This is a genomic window from Paenibacillus sp. J22P15 (genome assembly GCF_056269345.1).
The window spans coordinates 26,971-51,967 of the sequence record NZ_JBWDNT010000019.1 but is presented as its reverse complement, the minus strand read 5'-3'; the positions used below and the strand labels follow the sequence as shown (position 1 = coordinate 51,967).

Here is a 24,997-nt window from a genome sequence, read left to right as displayed (position 1 = left end):
CGGTGACATTAAGACAAATAAGGACGAATCTATCTAATTATGGACTAAAAGCATTTTTATTTGTGCTGAGCTGCAGCTTTATTTTCCCTTTATATTGGATGATAAGCTTATCGTTCAAGTCCAAAAGTGAGGCATACGATAATCCATTTGGTTTGCCGAAAGACTGGGTATTTACGAATTTCTCTGAAGCGCTGAGCAAGTACCACTTTTTTGTCTACTTTAAAAATAGCGTCATATATACCGTTGGGACACTCGTCATCACGATTCTCATCGGGAGTATGCTGGCATATTGTTTAAGCAGAATGGACTGGAAATTCAGTAAAACTGCGATTATGTATATTACTTTGGGATTAATTATTCCTATCGAGGTCGTCATCATTCCGTTGTTTATGCTGGTTAAGAATTTGGGCATAAAGGACAGCTATCTCGGATTATTGTTACCTTATACCGCCTTTTCGCTGCCATCCTGTGTGTTAATGCTCTATGCGTTTTTCAGATCACTGCCTAAAGAACTCGAAGAAGCTGCTTGTTTAGACGGGTGTAACATTTATCAATCATACTTTCGAATCATTGTTCCCGTTGTCATGCCGGCATTTGCTACACAATGTGTTTTGTTATTCATGCGTAATTGGAATGAATTTCCACTTGCCTACATTATTGCCGGAAAAGATAGCTTTAGGCCCCTTACGATCGGATTGCTTGATTTTTTCGTAAGCATAGGAGTATCCGACTGGGGATTGATTGGGGCGGCCATGCTCGTTTCAAGTCTTCCGACGATTATTGCCTACTTAATTGGAAACGAGAAAATAGAGAATGCCTTAACCGCAGGCGCAATATTAAAGTGAAACAGACCTCAATCATCATGAGACCGGAAATCCTGGGTTAAAGCTTCCTTACTAGTGAGCCCTGCAAAAGTCACACTAAAATCTGTAAAAAACAAACCCCGTGCCGCCTCGGTACTGGGTTTGTTATATAAATGGTAAAAACGAAAGAGCTGGATTCATTGCTGCCTTCCGTTAAACAACTAACTGTGTCTTTTCATGCATAACCATATAAACTAACTGGAAGTTATATTGCTTAAAATTGTAAAAAACCATCAATTTTACTAGGGAACCGAGAATATTCCCTTTATGGAAACTAAAAAAGAACATAAGATAAACACAAGACAAGAAAGCGGATACAAAGGAGTAACCGGAAATTATGGAGGTGATTCATAGGAGGTAATTCATGATAAAAGTACCCAAACACTTTGTTAAGCTCGGACCCTGGTTTCATTGGAGAAATTCGAAAATTGAGAGGAGAAATTGAAGTTGAGAAAACCTAAGCAGTGGTTAATAGCGATGATTTCGCTAATCGTTCTAAGCATGAGTGCGTTGTCCAGCGTATCAGCTGAAGCTGGGAGCCAGAAAGCGCAAGCTACGAATATTATGAAAGAGATTTACGTTGCAAATACAGGCAACGATACCACGGGTGACGGCTCGCTAAGTAACCCATTTGCAACGATTGAACGTGCGCGTGATGAAGTACGCACAATAAACCAAAATATGACTGGTGATATTTATGTTTATCTTCGCGGAGGCAATTATAGAATCAGTAATACCATTACACTCGGCCATGATGATTCAGGCACTAATGGTTATAACATTACTTACCAAGCGTATTCAAATGAAAAGCCTGTAATTAGCGGTGGACAACAAATCAGCGGCTGGACGCAGGACTCGACGAATCCAAATATTTATAAGGCGCCATTGACTAGGGATTCAAAGTTAAGAGCATTGTATATAAACGGTCAACGTGCATCTATGACAAGCAAAGCTTTAAGCGCGATTGGAAGCGGTTACGGTACCTACACCATTACGGCAGGGCAAAATTCCTGGGCTTGGGAAAGTGGTTCGAAGAATGCTGGGCCCGTGTTCAGTGCATCCGATATTCCTTTAAAGACGAGAAACCAATCGGATATCGAGCTTGAAACGCAAATGACCTGGAATCGTTTTATAGTTACTCTCGATCAATTAAAAGACATTGGTAACGGCCAGGTAGCTGCTATGCTGCAGCAGCCTTTTGGCTCAATTGCACAACGATACACACACACTGGTTATAAAACGAGTGGTACTCAAATTGTATACAATGTCTTTGAATGGCTAACCAGTCCAGGACAATTTTACTTTGATAGACAGGGACAAAGCCTCTATTATTACCCACGAGAAGGCGAGGATCTGAGTACGTCGGAAATCATCGCTCCATCGGTAGAAACGTTGGTACGTATAGAAGGTACACCGATAACTGGACGGGCGAATCATATTATTTTCAAAGGTATTAGCTTTACACACAGCGATTATAACTTGTATCACGTTGGTAATTCGAGCGGTGCGGCTACTACACAGGGTTCAACCGTTTTAACTGCTTACGGCAATAGTAGTGATCATAAAGATTTTTATCGAAACTTTGATATATTGCCCGGTGCGATTAAAATCAGCTCAGCTAACGACATTCAAATTCTTGATAGTGAAGTGAAGCTTACTGGAGCGGTTGGTATCTCAATCGAAAATGATGTACAAAATATTAATGTAACTGGGAACTATATTTACTCCACAGGGGGAAGCGCCATTTCTATCGGCCATCCGCAACATGTTTATGAGAATGACCCGGTAACCTACAAGCATCCGGACGGAGCACCTGCTACCAAAGAAAAGTATACGGAAGGAACCGAGGGAGCACCGAAAAATATCAGTATTACAAATAACTATGTATTAGAACCATCGAGGTTTTTCCCAGGTTCTGCCGGTATTATGGCTTTCTATGTTGACTCGCTGACACTGCAACACAATCGCATAGAAAAAACGCCATATCAAGGGCTTTCACTTGGCTGGGGATGGGAGCAATTTAACGGAGACTCCTCCGCGGTTCTACCAAATATCCCAACGACAATCGCAAAAAATAACAATATCAGCTACAACGAATTTATTGATACCATGAACATGTTGGACGATGGTGGTGCGGTTTATACGCTTGGAGAGCAGCCAGGGACGACAATTAGCAACAACTATATTAAAGGTATTCCCTCCGGTCATAAATACGCACTCCATCCGGATGCGGGATCTGCTTATATGTCCTATACAAACAATCTTACCGATGTAAATAAAGGGATCAGGTGGATAATAGAATCGGGAACATGGGGAAAACAGCATGATCTAACGATCACTCAAACCTACGGTACGATCAATAAAGTGGATAATAAGAACGTGCCGAAAAGTAACATCCAAGATGTAATCGTTTATGAAGATGCCGTTTGGCCGACGGAAGTTTATAGTATTGCGATGAACTCAGGTCTTGAACCCGCCTATAAAAACATCGTACCGTCGACCACGATCCCGTTACAGGATTATGTGCTTCCTGCCAGTGTATTTGTTAATGACCCAGCGAAGACGTCGATCCAGATTCGTCCTGCAGGCGATGACAGCAAATCCGTTTGGCTGGCTCCTTCTGGAACGACCATTTTCACAGAGGGCTCAACCATGACCAAGGCAAGCGGGTCGGCGACTTCGATTGCCGTTCCTGAAGCCAGCGGACTTTACAAATTATATATTGTTGATGGACAAGGAAATCGGTCTGCGGAATCAACCTCCCAATTGAGAGTAGGCCTGCAGGGTGGACAGTGGAAGCTTGTTGGAATAACAGCACCTTCACGTATAACAGCATTTCTCGGAACGGCAAAGACTGCGTCAGCTCTTGGATTACCTGTAACAGTACAACTGGTTACCGAAAATGGAAACGTGAATAGCGATGTGACTTGGGATTTAAGCGGCATTAATTACAATCCATCTTCGACGAATGTCCAGGGCTTCAGGGTACCAGGAACAGTAGCCCTGCTTAGAGGTATTGAAAACCCGAGCAAATTACCTTTGACAGTAAGCGTTAGCGTAACTGTAAATAAGATCCCTCAGTCAAACATTACGGCAACAGCGACAAGCCAGGAAACCGCTGGTGAAAACAACGCAGCCTCCATGGCGATTGACGGAAACCCGGGAACTTACTGGCATACAAAGTGGAATAAATCCGACGTTCTCCCCCAATCGATTGCCTTAAACCTTGGAGGAACCTACAATATCAATGAAGTCACGTATTTACCAAGGCAATCAGGCAACAACGGAATTATTACAGGCTATAACGTGTATGTGAGTACGGACGGTGTGTCCTTTACTAAGGTAGCAAATGGAAATTGGGCAAACGACGCTACAAAGAAAATCGCAACGTTTACTTCGACAAATGCATCCTATGTCAAGCTCGAAGCAACAGCGGGCGTCGGTGGGTATGCAAGCGCTGCGGAGATCGGTTTAACTGTGGTACCATCGGGAGTGCCGAATCTCATGAGCATCACAGCCCCGGCAGCCATTAGAGGAGTGGACAGCGGAACGGCGAAGACAGCGGACGCCCTTGGATTGCCAAAGACAGTATCCTTGGATACCGATGTATACAGTGTGGATGCCAATGTGACATGGAATGTAGATGCTTCAAACTATGATCCCACTGTAAAGACTGTACAGACATTCACAGTAAATGGAACTGTAACTTTGCCAACTGGGGTGGTAAATCCCAATAACGTGCCATTGACAACAAGCATTAGCGTAACTGTAGATAAGGCTTTCTCCTTGACCGATTACAGGGCGATGTGGGGCTTCAACAGCAACGGTAATGACAGCAGTTCTAACGGGTTTCATGCTACGTTAAAAGGTGGCGCAACGTACAGCACAGCAGACAAGAAGGAAGGCACAGCTTCGCTCATTTTGAACGGAAGCGGCAGTTATGCCAGCGCCAATCTGGTCACCACCAGCATAGATAATGTAACAATGTCTGCCTGGGTGAAATGGAATGGAGCCACGTCAAAAGCTCAACAAATCTTGTTGAACGGTAGCACAAGCGGAAGCGGTTATTCCATATTCCTAGAAAGCGACAATGCCAATAAAGTTGGAATCTTGCTTGGAGGTAGGGCTATTCTTAAATCACAGTCAGCTCTTCCTGTAGGTCAGTGGACACATATCTCTGCGGTGAGACAAAGCGGAACGTGGAAGTTATACATCGATGGCAGCAGCGTGCCGATTACAGGCAGTTCCTCGTCACCCAACATGCCTACAACCGGTACGTTTATCGGAAGCAACCAGTCCGGCGCCGAAACCTTCAATGGGTTGATCGATGATGCGAGAATTTATAACGTTGCGTTGTCCTCCGAACAAATCCAGTCGCTGGCAAGCGTGGAGCAACCTATCATGAAGAAGCTCGTAAGTATAACTGCACCGGCAGCAATCACAGAAGTGGTCAACGGAACAGCTAAGACGGCAGAAGCCCTGGGCTTGCCTATCACAGTAGAATTGGTTACCGATGCAGAAAGTGTGAATGCCAATGTGACATGGAATGTCGAGACTTCAAGCTATGATCCAGCTGTAAAGACTGTACAGACCTTCTCAGTAAATGGAACTGTAACTTTGCCAACTGGGGTGGTAAATCCGAACAATGTAGCATTGACAACAAGCATCCAAGTGACTGTGCTGGCAGCGCCAGCAATGCCTCAATCTACTTTGACAGGTTCACAGCAGGTGACTTCTGGCGAAACATTCGATATAACGATGGGGTTAAGCAACGTTACGCAAAGTGAACACCAGGTAATGTACGCTCAAGATTTGATGCTTCATTATGATCCGGCGAAATTGCAGTTCGAATCGGTTGAATCGCTAATAGACGGATTCAAAGTTATCGATAAAAAGGAGTCTGTGCCGGGACAAATTCGGATTGTGGCTGCAAGCGTGAAAGCGAATCAAGGGGTGCTTGGCGTACCTACACAAGGTAACTTGCTCTCATTCAAATTTAAAGCTAAATCTGCAACTCAGGCGGCCAATACGACAGTTTCCATAGACCAGGTCGCTATTGCCAATGGACAGGGGATAGAACTGTCCGTTGATGGTTCTTCCCGCGTGATTGAAATTGGTATCAGTATAGCAGTAGATAAATCACAATTGAATGCGTTGATCACAAGCGCTCAAGCTAAGCACAATGCAGCAGTGGAAGGAAATGAGGACGGCTTGTATGCGGTTGGATCTAAAGCACAATTGCAATCGTCTATCGATGCGGCTAGTGCGATAGCGAACGATGCGAATGTCACTCAGCAGCAGGTAGATGATACTAAAGCTACGTTGGATGCGGCAATTCAAGTGTTCGAATCCATGAGAATTAACGCAGATATTAATGGACAGGGCGGTATCACAATCGGAGACTTGGCGATCGTTGCAGCAGCTTACGGCAAACAATCAGGTCAGTCGGGCTGGGTTGCGAAAGCCGATGTCAATCATGATGGTAAAGTAGACATTGAAGACCTTGCGATCGTAGCTACAGCGATTTTGCAATAATCAGTTTAAAGAAGCCATTGATTCCATTTTAAATGGGGTCAATGGCTTTTTTAGTACAGGAAAATCGTAAAAATAACAATCTTAAAGAAAAGTGTTATTTTGAAGAAGAGTGAGTGGGTGCTTTAACTCATGCTGCCCCAGTTTACAGCTACTTTGTTGATCCGAATTTCTCTGCCGACTTATGGGCGAAAAGAGCAAAGCGTCAAGAGCATTCCTTAGTTTCAGTTGAATCAGTACAAGCAAGGTGTCACCATGTCAAGAGACAGGGCAGTGATGTAGTGTTGATTAAGAATGCATTCTTAAGTAGCAAAGAAGTTGTAATACTTAAACCGTCGCCCCTATTCTATACAGGGTGTCGGCTTTGTAACATTAAGATAAAACGTTTAGTTAATTTTCACCTGTAAAGCTGTAAAAGTTCGATAGTCAGACGTTCATTTGATGGGGGCACATCGTATAAGATTTGTTCACACTGAACACTCAACACATGTGGAGTGGGGAAACAGATTTGTAAATGACATCGCTTCGTGTCCAAAACGTCAAAAAATTCGATAATACAGGTGAGGATTTGGTAGATCTGATCTCGATAGGCACAATGGGGTTGATTAAAGCAATCGAGAGCTTCCAAACCGGTATAGGCACGAAGCTCGTGACGTTTGCAGCTCGTTGTATCGAGAATGAAATACTTATGCATCTTCGGTCACTGAAGAAAACACGCAAGGACGTATCGTTGCATGATCCAATTGGCATAGATAAGGAAGGCAATGAGATCACGTTAATCGATATCCTTGGTACTGAAGCGGACGATATTGTAGATAGAGTGCGGTTAAAGATTGAAAAGAGCAAAATATATAAGAACCTTGAAATACTTGATGATCGTGAGAAAGAAGTTGTCATTGGAAGGTTTGGTTTGGAGCACGGTGGGGATGAGCGGACGCAGCGAGAGATCGCGAAGGAGCTTGGGATTAGTCGGAGTTATGTGTCGCGGATAGAGAAGAGGGCTTTGATGAAGCTTTATCATGAGTTTTATAAGGCGAAGCGGTGACGGGTTATTTATTAATATTGTTGGAATAAGTTCTTTTGTAGACTCAATGGCCACGTCTTTGTAACGTGGCTATTCTTTATGTGATTTTTGCTAATCTGTTGTTTGAACGAAACAGCAAATCATAATAAAGGTTGGGTTTGTTTTCCGATTTAAGGGCTCAATAACTGTTTATCCCATATAGATAATCATGGGGACGGAATGGGGGATGAAATCCCCGCTGATTCGCTACTCTAATCGTTGTATATGAATATTTACGCTCTAATCGTGGATTGTAAAATGAAGGCATCGTGATTGTATTGGCACAAGCTCGGATTACACGTGAGTAGATGGCGGTTATGATTGCCAAAGCTATTAAAGCTACGGGAAAATCCAAAGATGGAAGTGATTTAGACGAGCGAATATTGTCTGAATTTGTGGATCAATCATCTATCCACGTGTGGGCGAGACAGGCAGTAGTTCAATGTGTTAACGCCGGAATTATTAATGGTAAATATGTCCAAAACCTGAATCTCTCTGCTAATGCAAGTCGTGCGGAAGTGGCCGTAATGTTGAAGAGATTCTTGCAGTATGTACAATTTGTTAATTAATCGTTTGTTTATGTAAAGCGATAAGACAAAAGAAACAACATTGGGATCCTATCCACGGCAATATCAATTATGAATTTATAGTTTACATTATTTATTAATCCAGTTATGCTAATGATTGTGTCACTTTTTGAATTTAATAGATGCAGTTTTTTATTGCTGATTTTATCCAATTTACCATACTATGAAAGCACTTTCATGAAAATTCTGATGTGCAAGGTGGGGTCCAGTTGCAGCGTAGAGTTTTTTTCAAAAACAGAAATTATTTCAAAGGAATATATCTATGGATCGCGATTGTAATATGTCTTCTAGTGACCATATTCTCGGTCACGATCTATTATAATGTGAAGAAAAATGTGGTAGAGAATAATTATTCATTGAATAAACAAACGTTGTATCAGATGAAATATAACATTACGTACATGAACGCTACCGTTAAAAATCTTATTTCTTCGATATACTTTAGTGCGGAAGCGGACTATTTGCTAAATCTAAGCGATACAGACAATAAAATTTTTGATATTAATCAGACCATAAATAAAATGACTACGTCAATCATTAACAATAATCCGCTAGTGCAATCGATCTATGTCTATAACCCGCAGGATGATCTCTACTTCTCTACCTACAAGGAAATGTTTTACGAAGATGAGGAGTTAATGAAAACACTTAATAGCTATAAGACTGTTCCAATGTTGGAACCGATTGCGAGGAAAGGACAAGATTCTAAAAACAATGACAAGGTATTTACTTATGTCATGTATGAGTCGACAAGTCCTAAAGGTATCTTCGACGGCGCCGTTTTTGTCAATGTTAATGCGGATTTGGTTATTAATAACTTGGAAATCATTAACACCAACGATGCAAAAGGTGAACTTTTCCTGCTTAGCGATAAACGTCAAATCATTAATCACGACAGCATTGACCAAAGTTTGCAAGCGCCAATCCAACAACTGTTTGATAGTAAAATTGAAAAGTCGATCGAGCGAGGTGAGCAATACGGCTATTTAATCGACCGAATCGAGGGTCGTAATTATTTCGTTACTTATATGTACATTGAGGGAGCGGACTGGGTCTTAATAAAAACTCAACATCTCTCGGATGTATTAAAATATATGAATAAAATTCAATTGAGTATTGTGATCATGACGGTCATTTTTCTGGCATTAAGTATTCTCGTTTCATTTACATTATCGAAACGAATCTACAGACCAATAGGAAGTCTTGTTCAGAGAATGCGTTCTGAGCAGTTAATTGTAGACGATGACGATGATACTAATCATGATGAGATTGGTTTCCTGCATAATTCTTATAGTAAGTTCGTTGAACTAGTAACTATTGCTCAAAGTAACGAGCAGGATAACCTGCTGACATTAAAAAATTATTACTTAAGAAATTTGCTCATTGATAGTGAAGCTGCTAGTGAAAAAGAGTTGAACATATTAAATGAGCATAGCCGCCTTTCATTAGATTTGGACGGAAATTTCGTTGTCTGTGTAGTGAAAATCGACAATTATCAATCGTTTAAAGACAGTAATAGCAGTAGAGATATAGAACTGTTCAACTATGCTATCGTCAATATTTCTTCAGAAACTACTTCCGAGCGGTTCATGAATGAATCATTGGACATGAAAAGAGATCATTTTGCGATTATTGCTTATTCCAAACTTAAGGAAAATGACACCATATATCAAAATCTTCAATTATCGATGAAAGAGCTTCAAGCTAATATTGCGAACTATCTGAGGCTCTCTATAACAGTGTCAATAGGGTCGGTCGTTGAAGAAATACACGAACTATCCCAGAGTTATCATATCGCGCTGAATAATTCGAATTATCGTTATGTGATGGGTAAGAACACGATTATTACTCCGGATTTGGTTGATAAGCAAAACAAAAGCCAAGAACTAAACTATTCCGTTCATCTGGAGAAGAAGCTTATTGAGGAGATGAAATCCAACAATATTGACGCTGCCGAAAATACGTTGTTTGCCATTCTGCAGGAAATTTCCGGACAAGCGGGCAATCACATTACATTTTCGGTCATGTTATTAATCAGAACCATTTTTACGACAGTATTCGAAATGAATGATTTCAAATACAATCAGTCTTCAATCGACTTTAACACGGTATATAGCAAATTTGTTGAGCTGGAAACGATAGAAGAAATCCATGACGAGATGAAGAGTCTACTGCGACGGATGATTAGTACTGAGAAATATCAAGTTCATGAAAAACACAACGTCATTGTGGAAACGATTAAGGATAGCGTTCAAAAAAATTATTCGGATCTTGATTTATCGTTGCAGAAGTTAGGAAGCTTGTTTAAGATGTCACCAGCATATCTTGGGCAAATTTTCAAAGGGCAGATGGGAATGTCTGTCGCGTCTTACATTAACGAGGTTCGAATTGTACGCGCCCAGGAGTATCTGGAAACCTCTAATTTAAGTGTTATGCAGATTATGGATAAGGTCGGAATTGCGAACGAAACTAGTTTCTACCGATTGTTCAAAAAGAGATTTGGTTGCTCTCCTAAAGAATATGTTTTTATTAAATCCATTCAAGAAGAATAAAAGCATTAAAAAGTGGATAACCAAGCGCGAATTGAGCGCAGGTTGTCCATTTTTTTGTGTTTTGGCAGTTTTTCTATAAAATGATAGTCCAATTTTTCGCATAACAGCAGGGAAAACTACACTTTTGTCAGTTTCTAAGATGAATATGATCCGATATATTTATTGGTGTAGCCGGCAAGGCAATCCAATACATTATAGGCAGGTGAACAGAGTGAAAGCTTTACGTACTTTCCGCAAGAACAAGGAGTTGTTCTATTTGACAATTCCAGGCGTGTTATTTATTTTTATTTTCAATTACGTTCCACTCTATGGATTGATACTGCCTTTTAAGGACTATCGATTCGATCTAGGTTTTTGGAATAGCCCTTGGGTTGGATTTCAAAATTTCCGTTTCCTTTTCTCTGGTGACGATGCATGGCGAATTACGAGAAACACAGTAGTATTGAACGCGTTCTTCATTGTCATATTACTTGTGTGTTCCATTGCTCTTGCGTTGATTTTATATGAGATGTCACGAAAATTTGTGAAATTTTATCAGACAGTTATGTTTTTCCCGTATTTCCTATCTTGGGTTGTCGTCGGTTATGTGTTTTTGGCCCTGCTAGATATGGATCACGGTTTTGTAAATGGGGTGCTGCAGAAGCTCAATATGGAACCAATTCTGTGGTATAACGAAGCCTCGCATTGGCCATCGTTACTGGTTAGTGCGAATACATGGAAGAATGTCGGTTATTATACGATCATTTACTATACTGGCTTATTGGGAATAGATAGTGAATTGTTCGATGCCGCTGACATTGATGGCGCCAATAAATGGCATAAGATCAAAAGTATCTCACTTCCGATGTTAAAACCTTTAATCACGCTATTGCTGCTGCTACAAATCGGAAAAATATTCTATGGAAACTTTGATCTTTTCTTTAACTTGACACGGGATTCTTCGCTACTATACGCAACGACAGATGTTATCGACACTTATGTCTATCGTTCGCTTAAAGGTGTGGGAGATTTAGGGATGTCCTCCGCTGCCGGCGCTTACCAAGCCGTCGTTGGATTTGTACTTGTTCTCGTTACAAACTGGATTATTAAAAAATACGACAGAGAAAATGCACTGTTCTAAGGATGTGAAATGAAATGCGGTTTAAATTCTCTAGCATAGCTATGCATAGTTTAATGATTATCGTTACGATATTGTGTTTAACACCAATGTTACTAGTAGTATCTGTTTCGTTAACTAGTGATGCGGATATTATCAACAATGGTTATTCCTTTATTCCAAAGACTATTGATTTTTCGGCGTATCGGTTCATTTTTGAAAATCCTAAGCAACTTTTTACATCTTATCTAGTAACCATTATCGTTTCGATTGTAGGTACGATAGTCGGATTATTGATTACAACGATGCTGGCATATGCCCTCTCTAGAAAAGATTATGCTTATGCTCAAAAAACTACGTTCTTTGTGTTTTTCTCGATGCTTATTAGCGGGGGATTAATTCCATGGTACATTTTAATCGTTAATCAGCTTCATATGAAGGATACAATTTTTGCCTTAATCGTGCCATATTTAGTTAGTGCGTGGTTTGTTATGCTCATGAAAGGATTTTTTTCAAGCATATCACCAGCTATTATTGAATCTGCGAAAATCGACGGGGCAAGAGAGTTTGGTATCTATCTCAAAATTGTGCTTCCAATCGCTAAGTCAGGCATTGCTACTATAGGATTGTTTTACTTGCTTACCTATTGGAATGATTATTATTTGAGCTTAATGTTTATTCAGAACAATACCGATATTATTTCCTTGCAATATATGTTGTTCAAAATCCAATCGAATATGGACTTCCTTAAGAGTGCATTTGTACCGCCTTGGATGGTTAGCAACGTATCGTTGCCTGAACTATCGGTGAGAATGGCGCTTGCTGTACTGGCTGCTGGTCCTATGATGTTTGTATTTCCATTCTTCCAAAAGTATTTCGAAAAAGGGATTACGGTTGGCTCAGTAAAAGGATAGTCATCTAGTCTTGGTTGTTACTGCAAATGCAGTTTCAATAGATATTATTATTATAGGGGGAAAAAAGAAATGTATAAAAAACAATTTCTACTTTGCATGACCATGATCCTGGCTGTATCTTTGCTCATTAGTGCATGTGGCGCAAAGACTGGAAATTCCGGTGAGTCACCGAAAGAAAATACAGACCCATCATCGAATGTAACGGGAACAGAATCAGAGTTGAAGCCAGTTGAATTAACATGGTACACAGTTGGTACGGTTCAACCGGATCATCAGGTTGTTATGGATGAAGTAAATAAAATTTTGAAAGAAAAGATCAATGCAACACTAACATTAAACGTTATCGATTGGGGTGCTTTCGATGAAAAAATGAAAGTAATCACTTCGACGAACGAAGCGTACGACCTTGCGTTCACGTCCTCATGGGCGAACAACTACGCATCCAATGTTTTGGGAGGCGCTTATGTACCGCTAGATGAGTTACTAGAGAAATACGGTAAAAACATATTAGAGCAAGTGCCTGCGAAATATTGGGATGCTACTAAAGTAAATGGTGAAATTTTCGGTTCTTTGAATTATCAAACGTATTTCATTGCTCGAGGTCTTGCTTTTAATAAAGAGCTTGTCGATAAGTATAAATTTGATGTGAATAGTGTGAAAAAACCAAGTGATTTGACTCCATACTTAGAGCAAATTAAAAACGGCGAGCCTGGAATTGCAGGATACTTGCCAGCAATGACTAGCTTCCCTGAATTATTCAATATGGAAACGGGCTTCACGATCGATGCTGTTCAAGGTAACAGTATGTTCCCATTAGTAATCAATGTGGACGACAAAGATATGAAAGTTTATAACGGTGTGGAAAGCCCGGAATTCATGGATCTGATGAAGGTGTACAGAGAGTGGTATGAGAAGGGTTACATTAAGAAAGATGCTATTTCTAGAAAAGATTATAAAGCTGAAGCTGATTCTGGAAAATATGCGGTATGGTATCGTGGTGGCGGTCCAGGTGCTAGTGAGTCGGCTACTATTGAACAAGGAAGTCCGACTGTCGTAATTGACTCAGCCCCTTCTTATGTTAATACTGGTGGAGTTATTGCAACGATGACGGCGATTTCTAGAACAAGTAAAAACCCAGAAAGAGCAATGATGCTACTTGACTTGCTGTATAGTGATAAAGATTTGTATCGTTTACTTAATAACGGTATCGAAGGAAAGCACTTTAACAAAGTAGACAATGATACTATTGAGCTTATTCCGAATACTGGGTACTTGCCTGCAGTAAATTGGGAATATGGAAACGTATTTAATGATTACCAACTTAAAGATTCGCCAGTGTCTATGGATGAGCTGAAATCATTAAATGAAACATCTGCTACATCCCCATTACTGGGCTTCCTATACAACCCGGATTCTCTTAAGCAAGAATATGCTCAAGTTAATGCGATCATGGGGGAAATGGTCCCTGCGATGATGACAGGAACAGTTGACCCTGCAGAGATGCTACCTAAATTCGTGGATCGATTGAAGAAAGCAGGCATGGATAAGCTGATCGAAGATGCACAGAAGCAGATCGACGATTGGAAAGCAGCAAATGTTAAATAATTAAATACTCATATTTTGCAAGGAGCCGTCCCAATCCTAAATGCCATTCTTATCTGGAGTAAGACGGCTTTTCTTAATGAATAAGGATTGAAAAGAGGGATACCGATGAACGCAACTCCAAGAACAGTACAAAACTTCGACTCCGATTGGATGTTCCATTTAGGTGATCTACCTATCATGCATGCTGTAAAAGGAGGAATGACAGGTGGGTTAACCGATTGCGAACAGATCGAAGAAGGGGAATGGCTGAAGATCGCTTTTTTCGACGAAAGAAAACAGGCTGTAATGAATGAGCGGGATTGGCAGGCTGTCGATCTTCCACATGATTGGTGTGTGGAAGGGAATTACGTATATGACGGGGATAAAGTTAAACATCATAAGAACCACGGTTATCTACCTGTTGGCATTGGATGTTATCGTAAAGTTTTCGAGATTCCTTCAGAAGATCTTGGCAAGAAGCTATCGATCGAGTTCGATGGCGTTATGCGTAACTGTACCGTATGGGTTAATGGGCATTTAATGGGAACTCATCCAAGCGGATATACGGGATTCTGTTATGACATTACCGATATTGCACGTTACGGTGATGAGGGGGAAAATGTAATTTTCGTTAAAGTTGATGCTAGTGATTATGAAGGCTGGTGGTATGAAGGTTGCGGTATTTATCGCCATGTCTGGCTCAACAAGACGGAAAGACTTCACGTAGGAAGGCACGGAACGTATGTGACCACGCCAAATGTAAGTAAAGAAGCGGCTGACGTTACTGTAACGACAACCGTATGTAACGAACAACCTCATGCCGTGAATTGTATAATCAAGACTTTAATTGCGGATGGAATAGGGAATGTAGTCGCTTCCAGTTCGGAGAACATCACCATTCAAGCAGACAGTCAAGCAGATGTTGAAACTACGATGAAATTGATGAACCCGGTGCTCTGGTCGCCTGAGAATCCTTATCTTTACGAAGTTATTACGGAAATTTATGAAGCTAATGAACAAGATGTGGTGGATGTTTACAGAACCCCATTAGGTGTGCGAACAATAAAGTTTACCGCGGATAGTGGATTTTACTTAAATGGTGAACGGTATTTAATTAAAGGGACTTGCAATCATCAGGATTTCGCTGGCGTAGGAGTCGCTCTGCCTGATCAAGTAACTGAATATAAAATCAAGCTTCTTAAAAGTATGGGATGCAATGCATACAGATGCTCGCATCATGCTCCCTCACCTGAGCTTCTAGATCTATGCGATAGAATGGGTATGCTCGTTGTAGACGAAAACAGGAAGCTCGATGTATCCCCAGACGGGATCGCGGACCTGAAAGAGATACTTTATCGAGATCGAAATCATCCATCAATCATTTTGTGGAGCATGGAGAACGAGGAAATATTAGAAGGAACGATTATGGGAGCGAGAATGCTTGATACGCTGTCACGAATTACGCATTCTATTGATCCAACTCGACCTACGATTTCATGCATGAATCATGGGTGGAATGACGGAGGCTATAGTCTTTCCGTAGATATAACGGGATATAACTATGGCCAAAGAGAAGATCAATATCTTGTCGATCATGAAACGTTCCCAGACCGAATCATGCTCGGAAGTGAGAGTACGAGCTGTACGACTACACGTGGCATCTATGAGAATGATGATGTTAAAGGATACTGTTCAACTTATGGAGATCAGATTCCAGAGTGGTCTTGTTCGCACGAGAAATCATGGCAGGATGTAGTGAATCACCCTCATTTGACAGGCATATTTGTTTGGACTGGTTTTGATTACAGAGGAGAACCAACGCCTTATCAATGGCCTTGTATCGGATCACACTTCGGGATCATGGATAGCTGCGGATTCCCGAAAGATGCTTACTATTACTATAAAGCTGCCTGGACAGAAGAACCGATGGTGCATATTCTTCCTCACTGGAACTGGCCGGATAAGGTTGGACAAGCGATCGATGTGTGGGCTTATAGCAATTGTGAGACTGTAGAATTATATATTAATGGTCGTACTCTTGGCGAAAAGACTGTTGATCGAAATTCACGAATCGAGTGGAAGATTGACTACATTCCCGGAGAATTGACAGCGATAGGGAAAATAGCTGGGAAAGAAATAGCAAGAAAGACTGTGACAACAGCAGGACCCGCTCATCATATTAGGCTAGAGCTGGATAAAACAGAAATAAAAGCGAATGGTACGGATATTGCGATGATTAAAGTTTCCGTATTTGATGATTATGGTGAAGTTGTTCCTACGGCAGATAACGAGATTATGTTTACAATCGAAGGTCCCGGTAAAATTCTTGGTGTTGGAAATGGTGACCCAAGCAGCCACGAACCTGACAAAGCAAATCTTCGACGAGCATTCAACGGACATTGTTTAGCAATTGTTCAAGCTAACAAGGAACAAGGGGACATTGTTATACGGGCAACTTCGGTTTCTTTGCAAGAAGCTGTTGTCGTAGTACGTTCGGAGTGAAGCTGTACGGGGGATATTAGAGGTAAAGTAGAAAATGCTGAGCCTCTAATATCGCTTACGAAACACCTGCAAGTTATCGAAAAGATAATTAAAGATGTTAGGAGACAATAGAATGAGTAAGTCTATTTATAAAAAAATAGTCACTGTATTATTAATGTTTACATTGGTTTTCAGTTCTTTTGGCGCAATTACTCAAAATGTAAGCGCTAACGCATCGGGAAATAATATTTATGCACAGTTTTTTGTATCTCCAACGGGTAGCGACGATAATGACGGGACTTATGAACGTCCGTTTCTAACTATTGAAAAAGCTAAACAAGCTGTCCGTCTAATCAATCAAGCAATGACTGGCGATATTTATGTTTTTGTAGAAGAAGGTAATTATTACATCCCTGAGGGAATGAATTTCAACGAAGCGGATTCAGGGTTTAATGGGCATCGCGTTCATTATAAAAGCCTTGGAGCTCCTGGAAGCGCGCATTTAATTGGCGGCGTTCCTATTACAGATATTACAACTGATTGGGAGCAGACGAGTGCTGCCGATGCAAATACTACGGACTATTTAAAATATTTACCAGAATCTGCAGTCGGTAAAGTATATAAAGTTAAACTTGATCCTGAACAATATAACTTTAACCAACTTTATATCGGCACTCAAGTAGATACTAGCTTCAATAAAGCGATTATGGCCCGTACTCCGAATAAGGAAGAGGATGCTATATTCCAAGCATGGAATGGCCCCTATTTCTTGTCAACTAAAGGTTCAAACAAAGATATGGGTTACAAATCGAGCGACCTGACTCCAGCTCAAATCGATGCTCTAGTAAAAGCTCAAGCCGCAAAGATTGCAGAAATTGCTCAACTTTTTGTTTTTGACTGCGGAGGATATGCTTTCGAGTCTAACACTCTTCCTATTAACAGAATCGATACAGCGAATAATATGATATATTCACCGTTCGATTCTGCGCATCCTGAAATGTATATTACAAAATACAACATTAATTCCAATGCTCGTTATTTCATGCAAGGAAATATTTCCTTCTTGGATACAGCTGGCGAGTATCACTATGATAAAAAAACAGGCTGGCTTTACTACTATCCAACGGCAGCTGACGGAGTAACAAGTGCTCAGGATATGAACAACTTGAATATCGTAGTTCCGACGACGAAGGAAATTATTCGTTTGCAAGGCTCTGATAAACCGAGCATTGCGGATTGGGGAAAAACACCGGATCTTGCAAAACAAGTTAGCCATATCACTTTCGACGGATTCACTCTCGAAGCTACAGAATCAGATAGTTATATTGTAGATGGCTGGAGCTATGGTGAAACTTGGTATGCTGGCGGTACAGCAATTCCATACCCACCAGCAGAGGCAGCGGGCAGTACACAGCCATATTATTCTGACTATGCTGTTCGTCCTGCATATATGCATGGCGGGTTCACATTGATTAATACTAATAATATTACTATTCAAAACAGCCGAATTACGAATATGGGGCTATTTGGAATCGTTGTTTGGCGCGATAATTCACACAATACGTTCCAAAACCTTGTTATCGAAAACACGGGTATGGGCGGTATCAATACGGATGGCGGTTATCCGGGAGTTGGAAAATACAATAACAACCATACGTTCTATAATTTGTCCATTCACAATGTTGGACAAGTCAATGCTTTTGGTGCAGGATTGCAAGTAATGAATACAGGTCATAGCATTTTTAAGAACCTCGAAATTTACTATGCTCCACGACGTGCAATTTCGTTTGTTGGTCAAGCACAAACTATGCCTAATGCAAGTCCAAACTTTGACCCGGTGAGAGATGTATATAACTACGGCAATCGTTTCGAATATATTTATGTGCATGATGCGGAGCAAGATACCGCTGAGGATAGTGCTATCTTCATCGGAGCTCTCTTCAAAGGCGGCGATGTACAGAGACTACACGGCACAAGAATCCCGGCAGAGGCTATTAATAAAGAAACAGGTCAGCCATATGGTGAATCCAAGGCGGGGAATGTCTTTAATCAAATTGTAACTTCGGATATTGGTAGTGCAGCCGACGTACGTGATCCTAATACGGTTCATGGTATGGACTTGGCTATGGGTGCTACAGGTACTTACCTTTCTAATATTGAAGGTATTAACAATCAAAGTGCTAATTTACGTGTTGAACCAACGCAAAATGGCGATGTATTTTATGTTGATAACGTAAACAGCGATTATCCAACGTCAGCGTATAGTCCGCGTCTTTATTATTCGTTTGACAATTCGAAGATGGAATATGACCGTATCGGTATTAATCGTCAAAATTTTCCATTTACTTCCGAATTGTATAATCCAAACTCGCCGAAATTACAATCGGATAGCTATTTTTCGGATGATTTTGAAGGCGGAGAGATTGACACAACAAAATGGTCAATTGAAAAAGGTAATCCTGTTATTTCCACCGCGTATACAGCTGAAGGTCCGTTCAATGGTCATTATTCTCTGTTCATTAATGGCGGTGCGAAAGGGAATTCAGACGGGGTTGCAGTCAGTAGAACATTCGACGACAACTTAAACAAAACCGTAACTGGTTGGTTCTTCGATAAACGTCGTGATTATGCCGGTAATGACTACAATGAAGGATTGAATGATTCGGATGTTAGAGGCCAATCTTACATGAGAGTTGATGACAATACTTCTGCCAACCATGTTGGGCTTGGAATTAACGGTCATGCTAGCAGAGACTATTTCACTTATCTTGATGGTACGACTGAAAAGTTAACGACTATACCGCGTAGTTTTGGGTGGCATCAGTTTAAGTTTGACTACTCTACTGCCGGCAAAGTTACACTTTATATTAATGATCAAGAAGTAACAACACTCGATAGAGCGTCATTCAATTATATTGGAATGGGAAATTACGATAGCACTGGCGCTCCAGGCAAAAATACTGGTATGTCCTACTATGATCTAATTGATGTTTACGGTGGTGTAGACGCTGATCCAGTAGTGCCGCTTCAACCGAGTGCGGGTTCAGTACCACCTTATACGCCACCAGTAGTTGTAGACCCTGTTACACTAATCAACAACTGGGATTTTGAGAACGGAATGCCGAAAACCGAAATTGCAATTACGGGTTCCGGACAGTCTGCAACATATAATAAAGATGGTTTTACAACTTTCTGGGGAACTAATCCAAATTTGAAAGTTATAGCGAACCCGAAGAAAGATACGAAAAATGGCAGTAATAATACTATGATCGTCAACAATGAGCCAGCCCTCTATTATGAAGAGACGCCTGCGCATAATTGGAGCAATTACACGCTTGAGTTAAAATTTGCGCTGTCTAGCGATTATACAGACACTGCACATCCATTACGTTTCTTTATTAATACGCAGCCGATCGTCAAATCCGGTACTCACGCTGGAAAAATGACATACCAACCGGCGGGATACAACGTTGCTTTTAATAAAGCCAACAATAAAATGGAGCTATACCGTGCAGATCAAAACAGTGATGCAACTCATATGAACAATAAAATAGAGGGATCGACAAGTGCTGATCTGCCTGCTGACCTATTTAAAGCAGTCACTAGCACTGGTAGCTGGCATACATTGTCCATCACTGTAGCAGATGGTACGATATCCGCAACGCTTGACGGAAGTACGACAATTGTAGGACAAGACTCAACTTACAAAAGCGGATATATTGCTTTTGCTCCTTGGGATGGTAGCTCAGCTAAGTTTAACTTGATGTTAGACGATATCAATGTAAAGACAAACAAAATAGAACCAAATATGGTATATGATGCGAATCTTAAACTGGGTAATGCAAAACTTAATGGAAATTTCAACCCTAGTCACACATCGTATCAGGCTTCAATTACCGATCCAACTAAGGACGTTACACTGATTATGCCAACTACAGAACATGAAGCAACATTTGCCATTTTACTGAATGGCACAGATATTACGGACCGATTCACGGATATGACGGCGCAATCGTTACCGTTAATCAATGGTTCAAATACGCTCACAATAGCTCAGACATCAAAAGTGGGCGCAACAACATATTATACTGTTGGTATTTATAAGTCCTACACAAATGCAACAATTGACACAATTTTACCGGTATCAACAACGGTTGGCACATTACCAACACTGCCTAAAACGGTTAATGTGACATTTGATGGCAGCGATTCTCAACCTGTTGCAGTTAAATGGGATATGATGAACAATACAGATCTTAATAAACTGGGAACATACAAGGTAAAAGGTTCCTTGATGGGAATGTATAGCAAAGTTGAAATTACCGTTTATATTAACGGGGTAACATCAATAGACTCATTAGCACCTATTTCAATATTGAATACGGAATTGCCTGTATTACCAACATCAGTTTCGGCGCAAACGATGGAAGATGGTGTACTTGGAAGTACGACATTACCGATTACTTTTGTTGAGGTTGATCCTTCTGTATATACAAAAGTAGGAACAGTAGTACTTGTAGCTCATGTTAACGGACGTACTGATACATTATTGCAGCAGATTATTGTCTCAGATGCAGCTGAATCACAAGTCGATACAGCAGCACTAGAAGCGGCAATTACAGAAGCACAAGCGAAAGTGGAAGATGCGGAATCAGGCACGGAGCCAGGCCAATATCCGCAAGCAGCGATTGATGCGTTAACAACAGCGATTGATGCAGCAACAGCAGTGAAGGAAAACACTTCAGCAACGCAAGCGGAAGTGGATGCGGCAGAATTAGCTCTTAAGGATGCTATAGCGACATTCAAAGCAGCTAAAAATCCAACACAAGGTACTGATACAACTGCACTAGAAGCAGAGATTACAAAAGCACAAGATAAAGTGAAAGTAGCGGAATCAGGCACAGAGCCAGGCCAATATCCGCAAGCAGCGATTGATGCGCTAACAGCAGCGATTGATGCAGCAACAGTAGTGAAGGAAAATACTTCAGCGACGCAAGCGGAAGCGGACGCAGCAGAATTAGCTCTTAAGGATGCTATAGCGACATTCGAAGCAGCTAAAGTTCCAACACCTGCAGTGGATACAACTGCGCCAGTATGGCCGGATGCACAATTAACTGCATCTAATGTTGGGAAGAATAGCCTGACACTGAATTGGAAAGTAGCAACAGATGACTTTGGAGTAATCGCAGGTTACAAGCTTTACATGAATGGCACTGAACTGGCGACAATGGATAGTAATGTTACTAGTTACCAAGTGTCAGGTCTAGAGGCTGACACAACATATTCGTTTAATGTTGAAGCGGTAGATGGATCAAACAACTGGAGCGTGAACGGTCCAACGCTAGCCGTCAAGACGTTGGCTAGTTCATCAGGTGGAGGATCAACACCAGAACCAACACCAAAACCAACACCAGATCCGACACCAACACCAACACCAACACCAACACCAACACCAACACCAGAACCGACACCAACACCAAAACCAGTCGAGTTGAAGGATATTACGACGCATTGGGCGAAAACTTCGATTGAAAGAGCGGTGGAGTTAGGTTTTGTAAAAGGCTACACGGATGAAACGTTCAAACCGAATCGCACTGTAACTCGTGGTGAGTTCGCTACAATGCTGACTCGTGCACTGAAGCTGGAAGCGGACAGCAACAATGAGTTTACTTTCGCGGATCAAGCGGAAATACCAGCATGGGCACAGCTGTTCATTCAAAGCACCTCTCAAGCTGGTATCATTAAAGGCTACGAAGATGGTACGTTCCGTGCGAATAACGAAATTTCACGTTCAGAGCTGGCGGTTATGATCGTTCGCGCCCTAGGACTTGAAGTGAATCCAACTGCCAAGCTTGCCTTCAATGATGCTGATCAAGTGCCAGTGTGGGCAACTCCTTACGTAGCGGCAGCTGCAGAAGCAGGTCTAATTAAAGGCTATACAGATGGCAGCTTCAAGCCTGCTGCATCTGCAACGAGAGCCGAAGCTATTACATTGATTTTAGCTATGCTAAATAATAAATAGATAACTTTCTCCGACGGACAAAACGATCCAGGTGCAAATGACTCCGACGATTATCAGTTGTTGAAGAAATAAGAGTATAACATATGCGCGATAACCCTTAGTAAGCAGGCAAGCATTGTCATGCTTGCCTGCACTAAGGGTTATTTGCTTCAATAAGGGAATTTACAAGTCAATGAATTTAACATAATCACTTATACATAAGGAGAGAAACTGAAATGAGAAAAATTACAGCTGCATTAATCGGAGCAGGACAAAGAGGGGCAGGAGCGTATGCTCCTTACGCGTTAAGCCATCCGGAAGAGCTGCAATTTATAGCTGTTGCAGACTTGGATACTACTCGGAGGGGAGACTTCCAGCAAGCACACAACATTGTTGAAGAGAACTGCTACTCAAGCTGGGAGGAGTTGCTTGCAGGGCCAAAAATAGCTGATGCTGTTCTGATTTGCACACAAGATAAAATGCATTATGAGCCTGTGCTTAAGGCATTGGAGAAGGGCTATCATGTGCTTCTGGAAAAACCAATGTCACCGGATCCTTTGGAATGTATCGTGATGGGCGAGTATGCCGAAAAATATAACCGGGTATTTTCGATTTGTCATGTGCTTCGTTATACCGACTTTTTCACGACGATCAAGCAGCTCATTACAGCTGGAAGACTTGGCAAACTCGTCTCGATTCAGCATACGGAGAATGTGGAACATCGACATCAAGCCCACAGCTTCGTTAGAGGTAACTGGAGAGATTCGGAGGCTTCCAGTCCGATGATTCTTGCCAAGAGCTGCCATGATATGGACATTCTACAGTGGCTCGTAGACTCGGAATGCACCAAAGTGTCTTCATTCGGTTCCTTGACCCATTTCCGCAAAGAAAATGCGCCAGCGGGTGCGACTCTACGTTGTTTGGACGGCTGTCCTGCCAAGGATGAGTGTCCTTATTATGGTCCTAAAATGTATATCGAGCGAGATGATTGGGTGGGGGCGGTGCAACGATCCGTCGTCAGCAATGAGCCAAGCGAAGATGGCGTGCTTCAGGCATTGAAGGATGGTCCTTACGGAAGATGTGTATATCATTGTGACAATAATGTAGTCGATCATCAGGTTGTAAATATCGAATTCGCCAATGAAGTGACCGTTGCTTTCACAATGAGTGCTTTTACATTTGAAAGTGGAAGATCGCTCAAGATTATGGGTACACACGGTCAGATTAGAGGCGATATGGAGAAAAATGTAATTGAAATAACAAGCTTTATTACTCGGGAGACGGAGACCATTCATCTTGATGCGGATGTAGCAGGACATGGTGGTGGAGATGCAGGTATTATACGAGATTTTGTAAACCTTGTACGAAGTGATGGGAAAGAAAAGGGATTAACCGGAGCGAGTATTTCTGTACAAAGCCATCTGATTGCTTTTGCAGCAGAGAAATCTCGGTTAGAAAGCCGTGTTATTAACATGTCTGAATATATTAGTGAATTGAAAAAAGATTAATGTAGGTAGATGACATTCGAGTATTTCAAGCTCAGGAGACAAAAAACCTGAGCTTTTTAATTTTCTAAATTTTATTAGAAAAATCAAGGTCAAATAAATAAGAGTGAACTTGTAGTACAACTGTTGGACTCCTTACCTTAGATCACGATTTAGGGGAAGATTATCAAGGAAATGAACTGAGGAACGGATATGATTTTGTTAAATACTTCTGCGAGCAAGGTCTGAAAGCTAACTTTTCTGCTTCTCTTATGCCTGAGGCTTTAATCGTTTTTGATCTTTTAATTAGTTTTCCTTCATTGTCGTAGCCTGTTTCAACAATTAAACGGTATGAGTTTTTACTTTGCTTTTCAATACTAGCCACTTTTATCCTCCTGTAAGTTCGCTTACAGGAAGTTATTTCCTAAATCGATTTCATGGATACTAATTAAGCCAATTATTAATTGAATCAAACTAAGAAAAATGATATTTGAATACCATCAACAAAATGAATTTTAGTGATTAGTGTTGATACGCAAGAGTATCGAATCGGGAGTGATTTAGATTTCGGAATGTTTTTATAAAGGATTCGTCTCCATTATAGTTTCGTAGAATCTGAGCGGACAAGAAATTCTACAACCTATGATGATTATTAGAAACAGTTGAGATAAATGAAACATAGCATACAATTGCAGAAAGAGACTGCTTATGCAAGATTTATTGTGCTTGGTCCCAATTTATATAGTTTTGACATTGTACAATTATTTTAATAGGGAGCGCACATTATACATGGACAAATGGTTAGATATTCAGAAGAAAGGATATAGATCAAAATCAATA

General features: G+C 41.1%; 11 protein-coding genes and 1 pseudogene. All 12 read left to right on the top strand.

Features of this window, described 5'->3' with window-relative positions; genetic code table 11:
* Positions 1-2: 2 nt before the first annotated feature.
* Positions 3-845, top strand: a complete 843-nt coding sequence (locus AC0YN6_RS25110) for a carbohydrate ABC transporter permease (RefSeq protein WP_475750294.1) — start codon at positions 3-5, stop codon at positions 843-845.
* 465 nt (positions 846-1,310) lie between these two features.
* The gene (locus tag AC0YN6_RS25105; RefSeq protein WP_475750292.1) at positions 1,311-6,398 is read left to right on the top strand and encodes a LamG-like jellyroll fold domain-containing protein; all 5,088 of its coding nucleotides are present in this window, start codon (positions 1,311-1,313) and stop codon (positions 6,396-6,398) included.
* A gap of 511 nt (positions 6,399-6,909) precedes the next feature.
* Positions 6,910-7,440: an RNA polymerase sporulation sigma factor SigK gene (gene sigK, locus AC0YN6_RS25100; protein WP_475750290.1), complete on the top strand. Its 531-nt coding sequence runs from the start codon at positions 6,910-6,912 to the stop codon at positions 7,438-7,440.
* 335 nt (positions 7,441-7,775) lie between these two features.
* On the top strand, positions 7,776-8,027 hold the full coding sequence (locus AC0YN6_RS25095; RefSeq protein WP_475750289.1) for a hypothetical protein: 252 nt from the start codon (positions 7,776-7,778) through the stop codon (positions 8,025-8,027).
* Positions 8,028-8,254: 227 nt separating this feature from the next.
* A complete protein-coding gene (locus AC0YN6_RS25090) occupies positions 8,255-10,597 on the top strand; it encodes an AraC family transcriptional regulator (RefSeq protein WP_475750287.1) in 2,343 nt (780 codons plus the stop codon).
* A gap of 211 nt (positions 10,598-10,808) precedes the next feature.
* A complete protein-coding gene (locus tag AC0YN6_RS25085; protein ID WP_475750285.1) occupies positions 10,809-11,717 on the top strand; it encodes an ABC transporter permease in 909 nt (302 codons plus the stop codon).
* A 14-nt stretch (positions 11,718-11,731) separates the two neighbouring features.
* Complete coding sequence (locus tag AC0YN6_RS25080) at positions 11,732-12,607, top strand: carbohydrate ABC transporter permease (RefSeq protein WP_475750284.1); 876 nt, start codon at positions 11,732-11,734, stop codon at positions 12,605-12,607.
* Between the two features lie 69 nt (positions 12,608-12,676).
* Complete coding sequence (locus AC0YN6_RS25075; protein WP_475750282.1) at positions 12,677-14,212, top strand: ABC transporter substrate-binding protein; 1,536 nt, start codon at positions 12,677-12,679, stop codon at positions 14,210-14,212.
* Between the two features lie 105 nt (positions 14,213-14,317).
* A complete protein-coding gene (gene galA / locus AC0YN6_RS25070) occupies positions 14,318-16,693 on the top strand; it encodes a beta-galactosidase GalA (RefSeq protein ID WP_475750281.1) in 2,376 nt (791 codons plus the stop codon).
* Between the two features lie 112 nt (positions 16,694-16,805).
* Complete coding sequence (locus tag AC0YN6_RS25065; RefSeq protein WP_475750280.1) at positions 16,806-22,694, top strand: S-layer homology domain-containing protein; 5,889 nt, start codon at positions 16,806-16,808, stop codon at positions 22,692-22,694.
* Positions 22,695-22,909: 215 nt separating this feature from the next.
* Positions 22,910-24,181 carry a Gfo/Idh/MocA family protein gene (locus AC0YN6_RS25060; RefSeq protein WP_475750278.1) on the top strand — a complete coding sequence of 424 codons (1,272 nt, stop codon included), beginning with the start codon at positions 22,910-22,912 and terminating at the stop codon, positions 24,179-24,181.
* A 164-nt stretch (positions 24,182-24,345) separates the two neighbouring features.
* Positions 24,346-24,486: pseudogene (locus tag AC0YN6_RS25055) on the top strand (hypothetical protein); the annotation flags it as partial.
* Between the last annotated feature and the right edge of the window lie 511 nt (positions 24,487-24,997).

What these genes read in the sequence shown, in the direction of transcription:
- galA (WP_475750281.1), top strand. Translation starts at nt 14,318, where the DNA reads ATGAACGCAACTCCAAGAACAGTACAAAACTTCGACTCCGATTGGATG.
- AC0YN6_RS25080 (WP_475750284.1), top strand. Translation starts at nt 11,732, where the DNA reads ATGCGGTTTAAATTCTCTAGCATAGCTATGCATAGTTTAATGATTATC.
- AC0YN6_RS25075 (WP_475750282.1), top strand. Translation starts at nt 12,677, where the DNA reads ATGTATAAAAAACAATTTCTACTTTGCATGACCATGATCCTGGCTGTA.
- AC0YN6_RS25095 (WP_475750289.1), top strand. Translation starts at nt 7,776, where the DNA reads ATGATTGCCAAAGCTATTAAAGCTACGGGAAAATCCAAAGATGGAAGT.
- AC0YN6_RS25060 (WP_475750278.1), top strand. Translation starts at nt 22,910, where the DNA reads ATGAGAAAAATTACAGCTGCATTAATCGGAGCAGGACAAAGAGGGGCA.
- sigK (WP_475750290.1), top strand. Translation starts at nt 6,910, where the DNA reads ATGACATCGCTTCGTGTCCAAAACGTCAAAAAATTCGATAATACAGGT.
- AC0YN6_RS25065 (WP_475750280.1), top strand. Translation starts at nt 16,806, where the DNA reads ATGAGTAAGTCTATTTATAAAAAAATAGTCACTGTATTATTAATGTTT.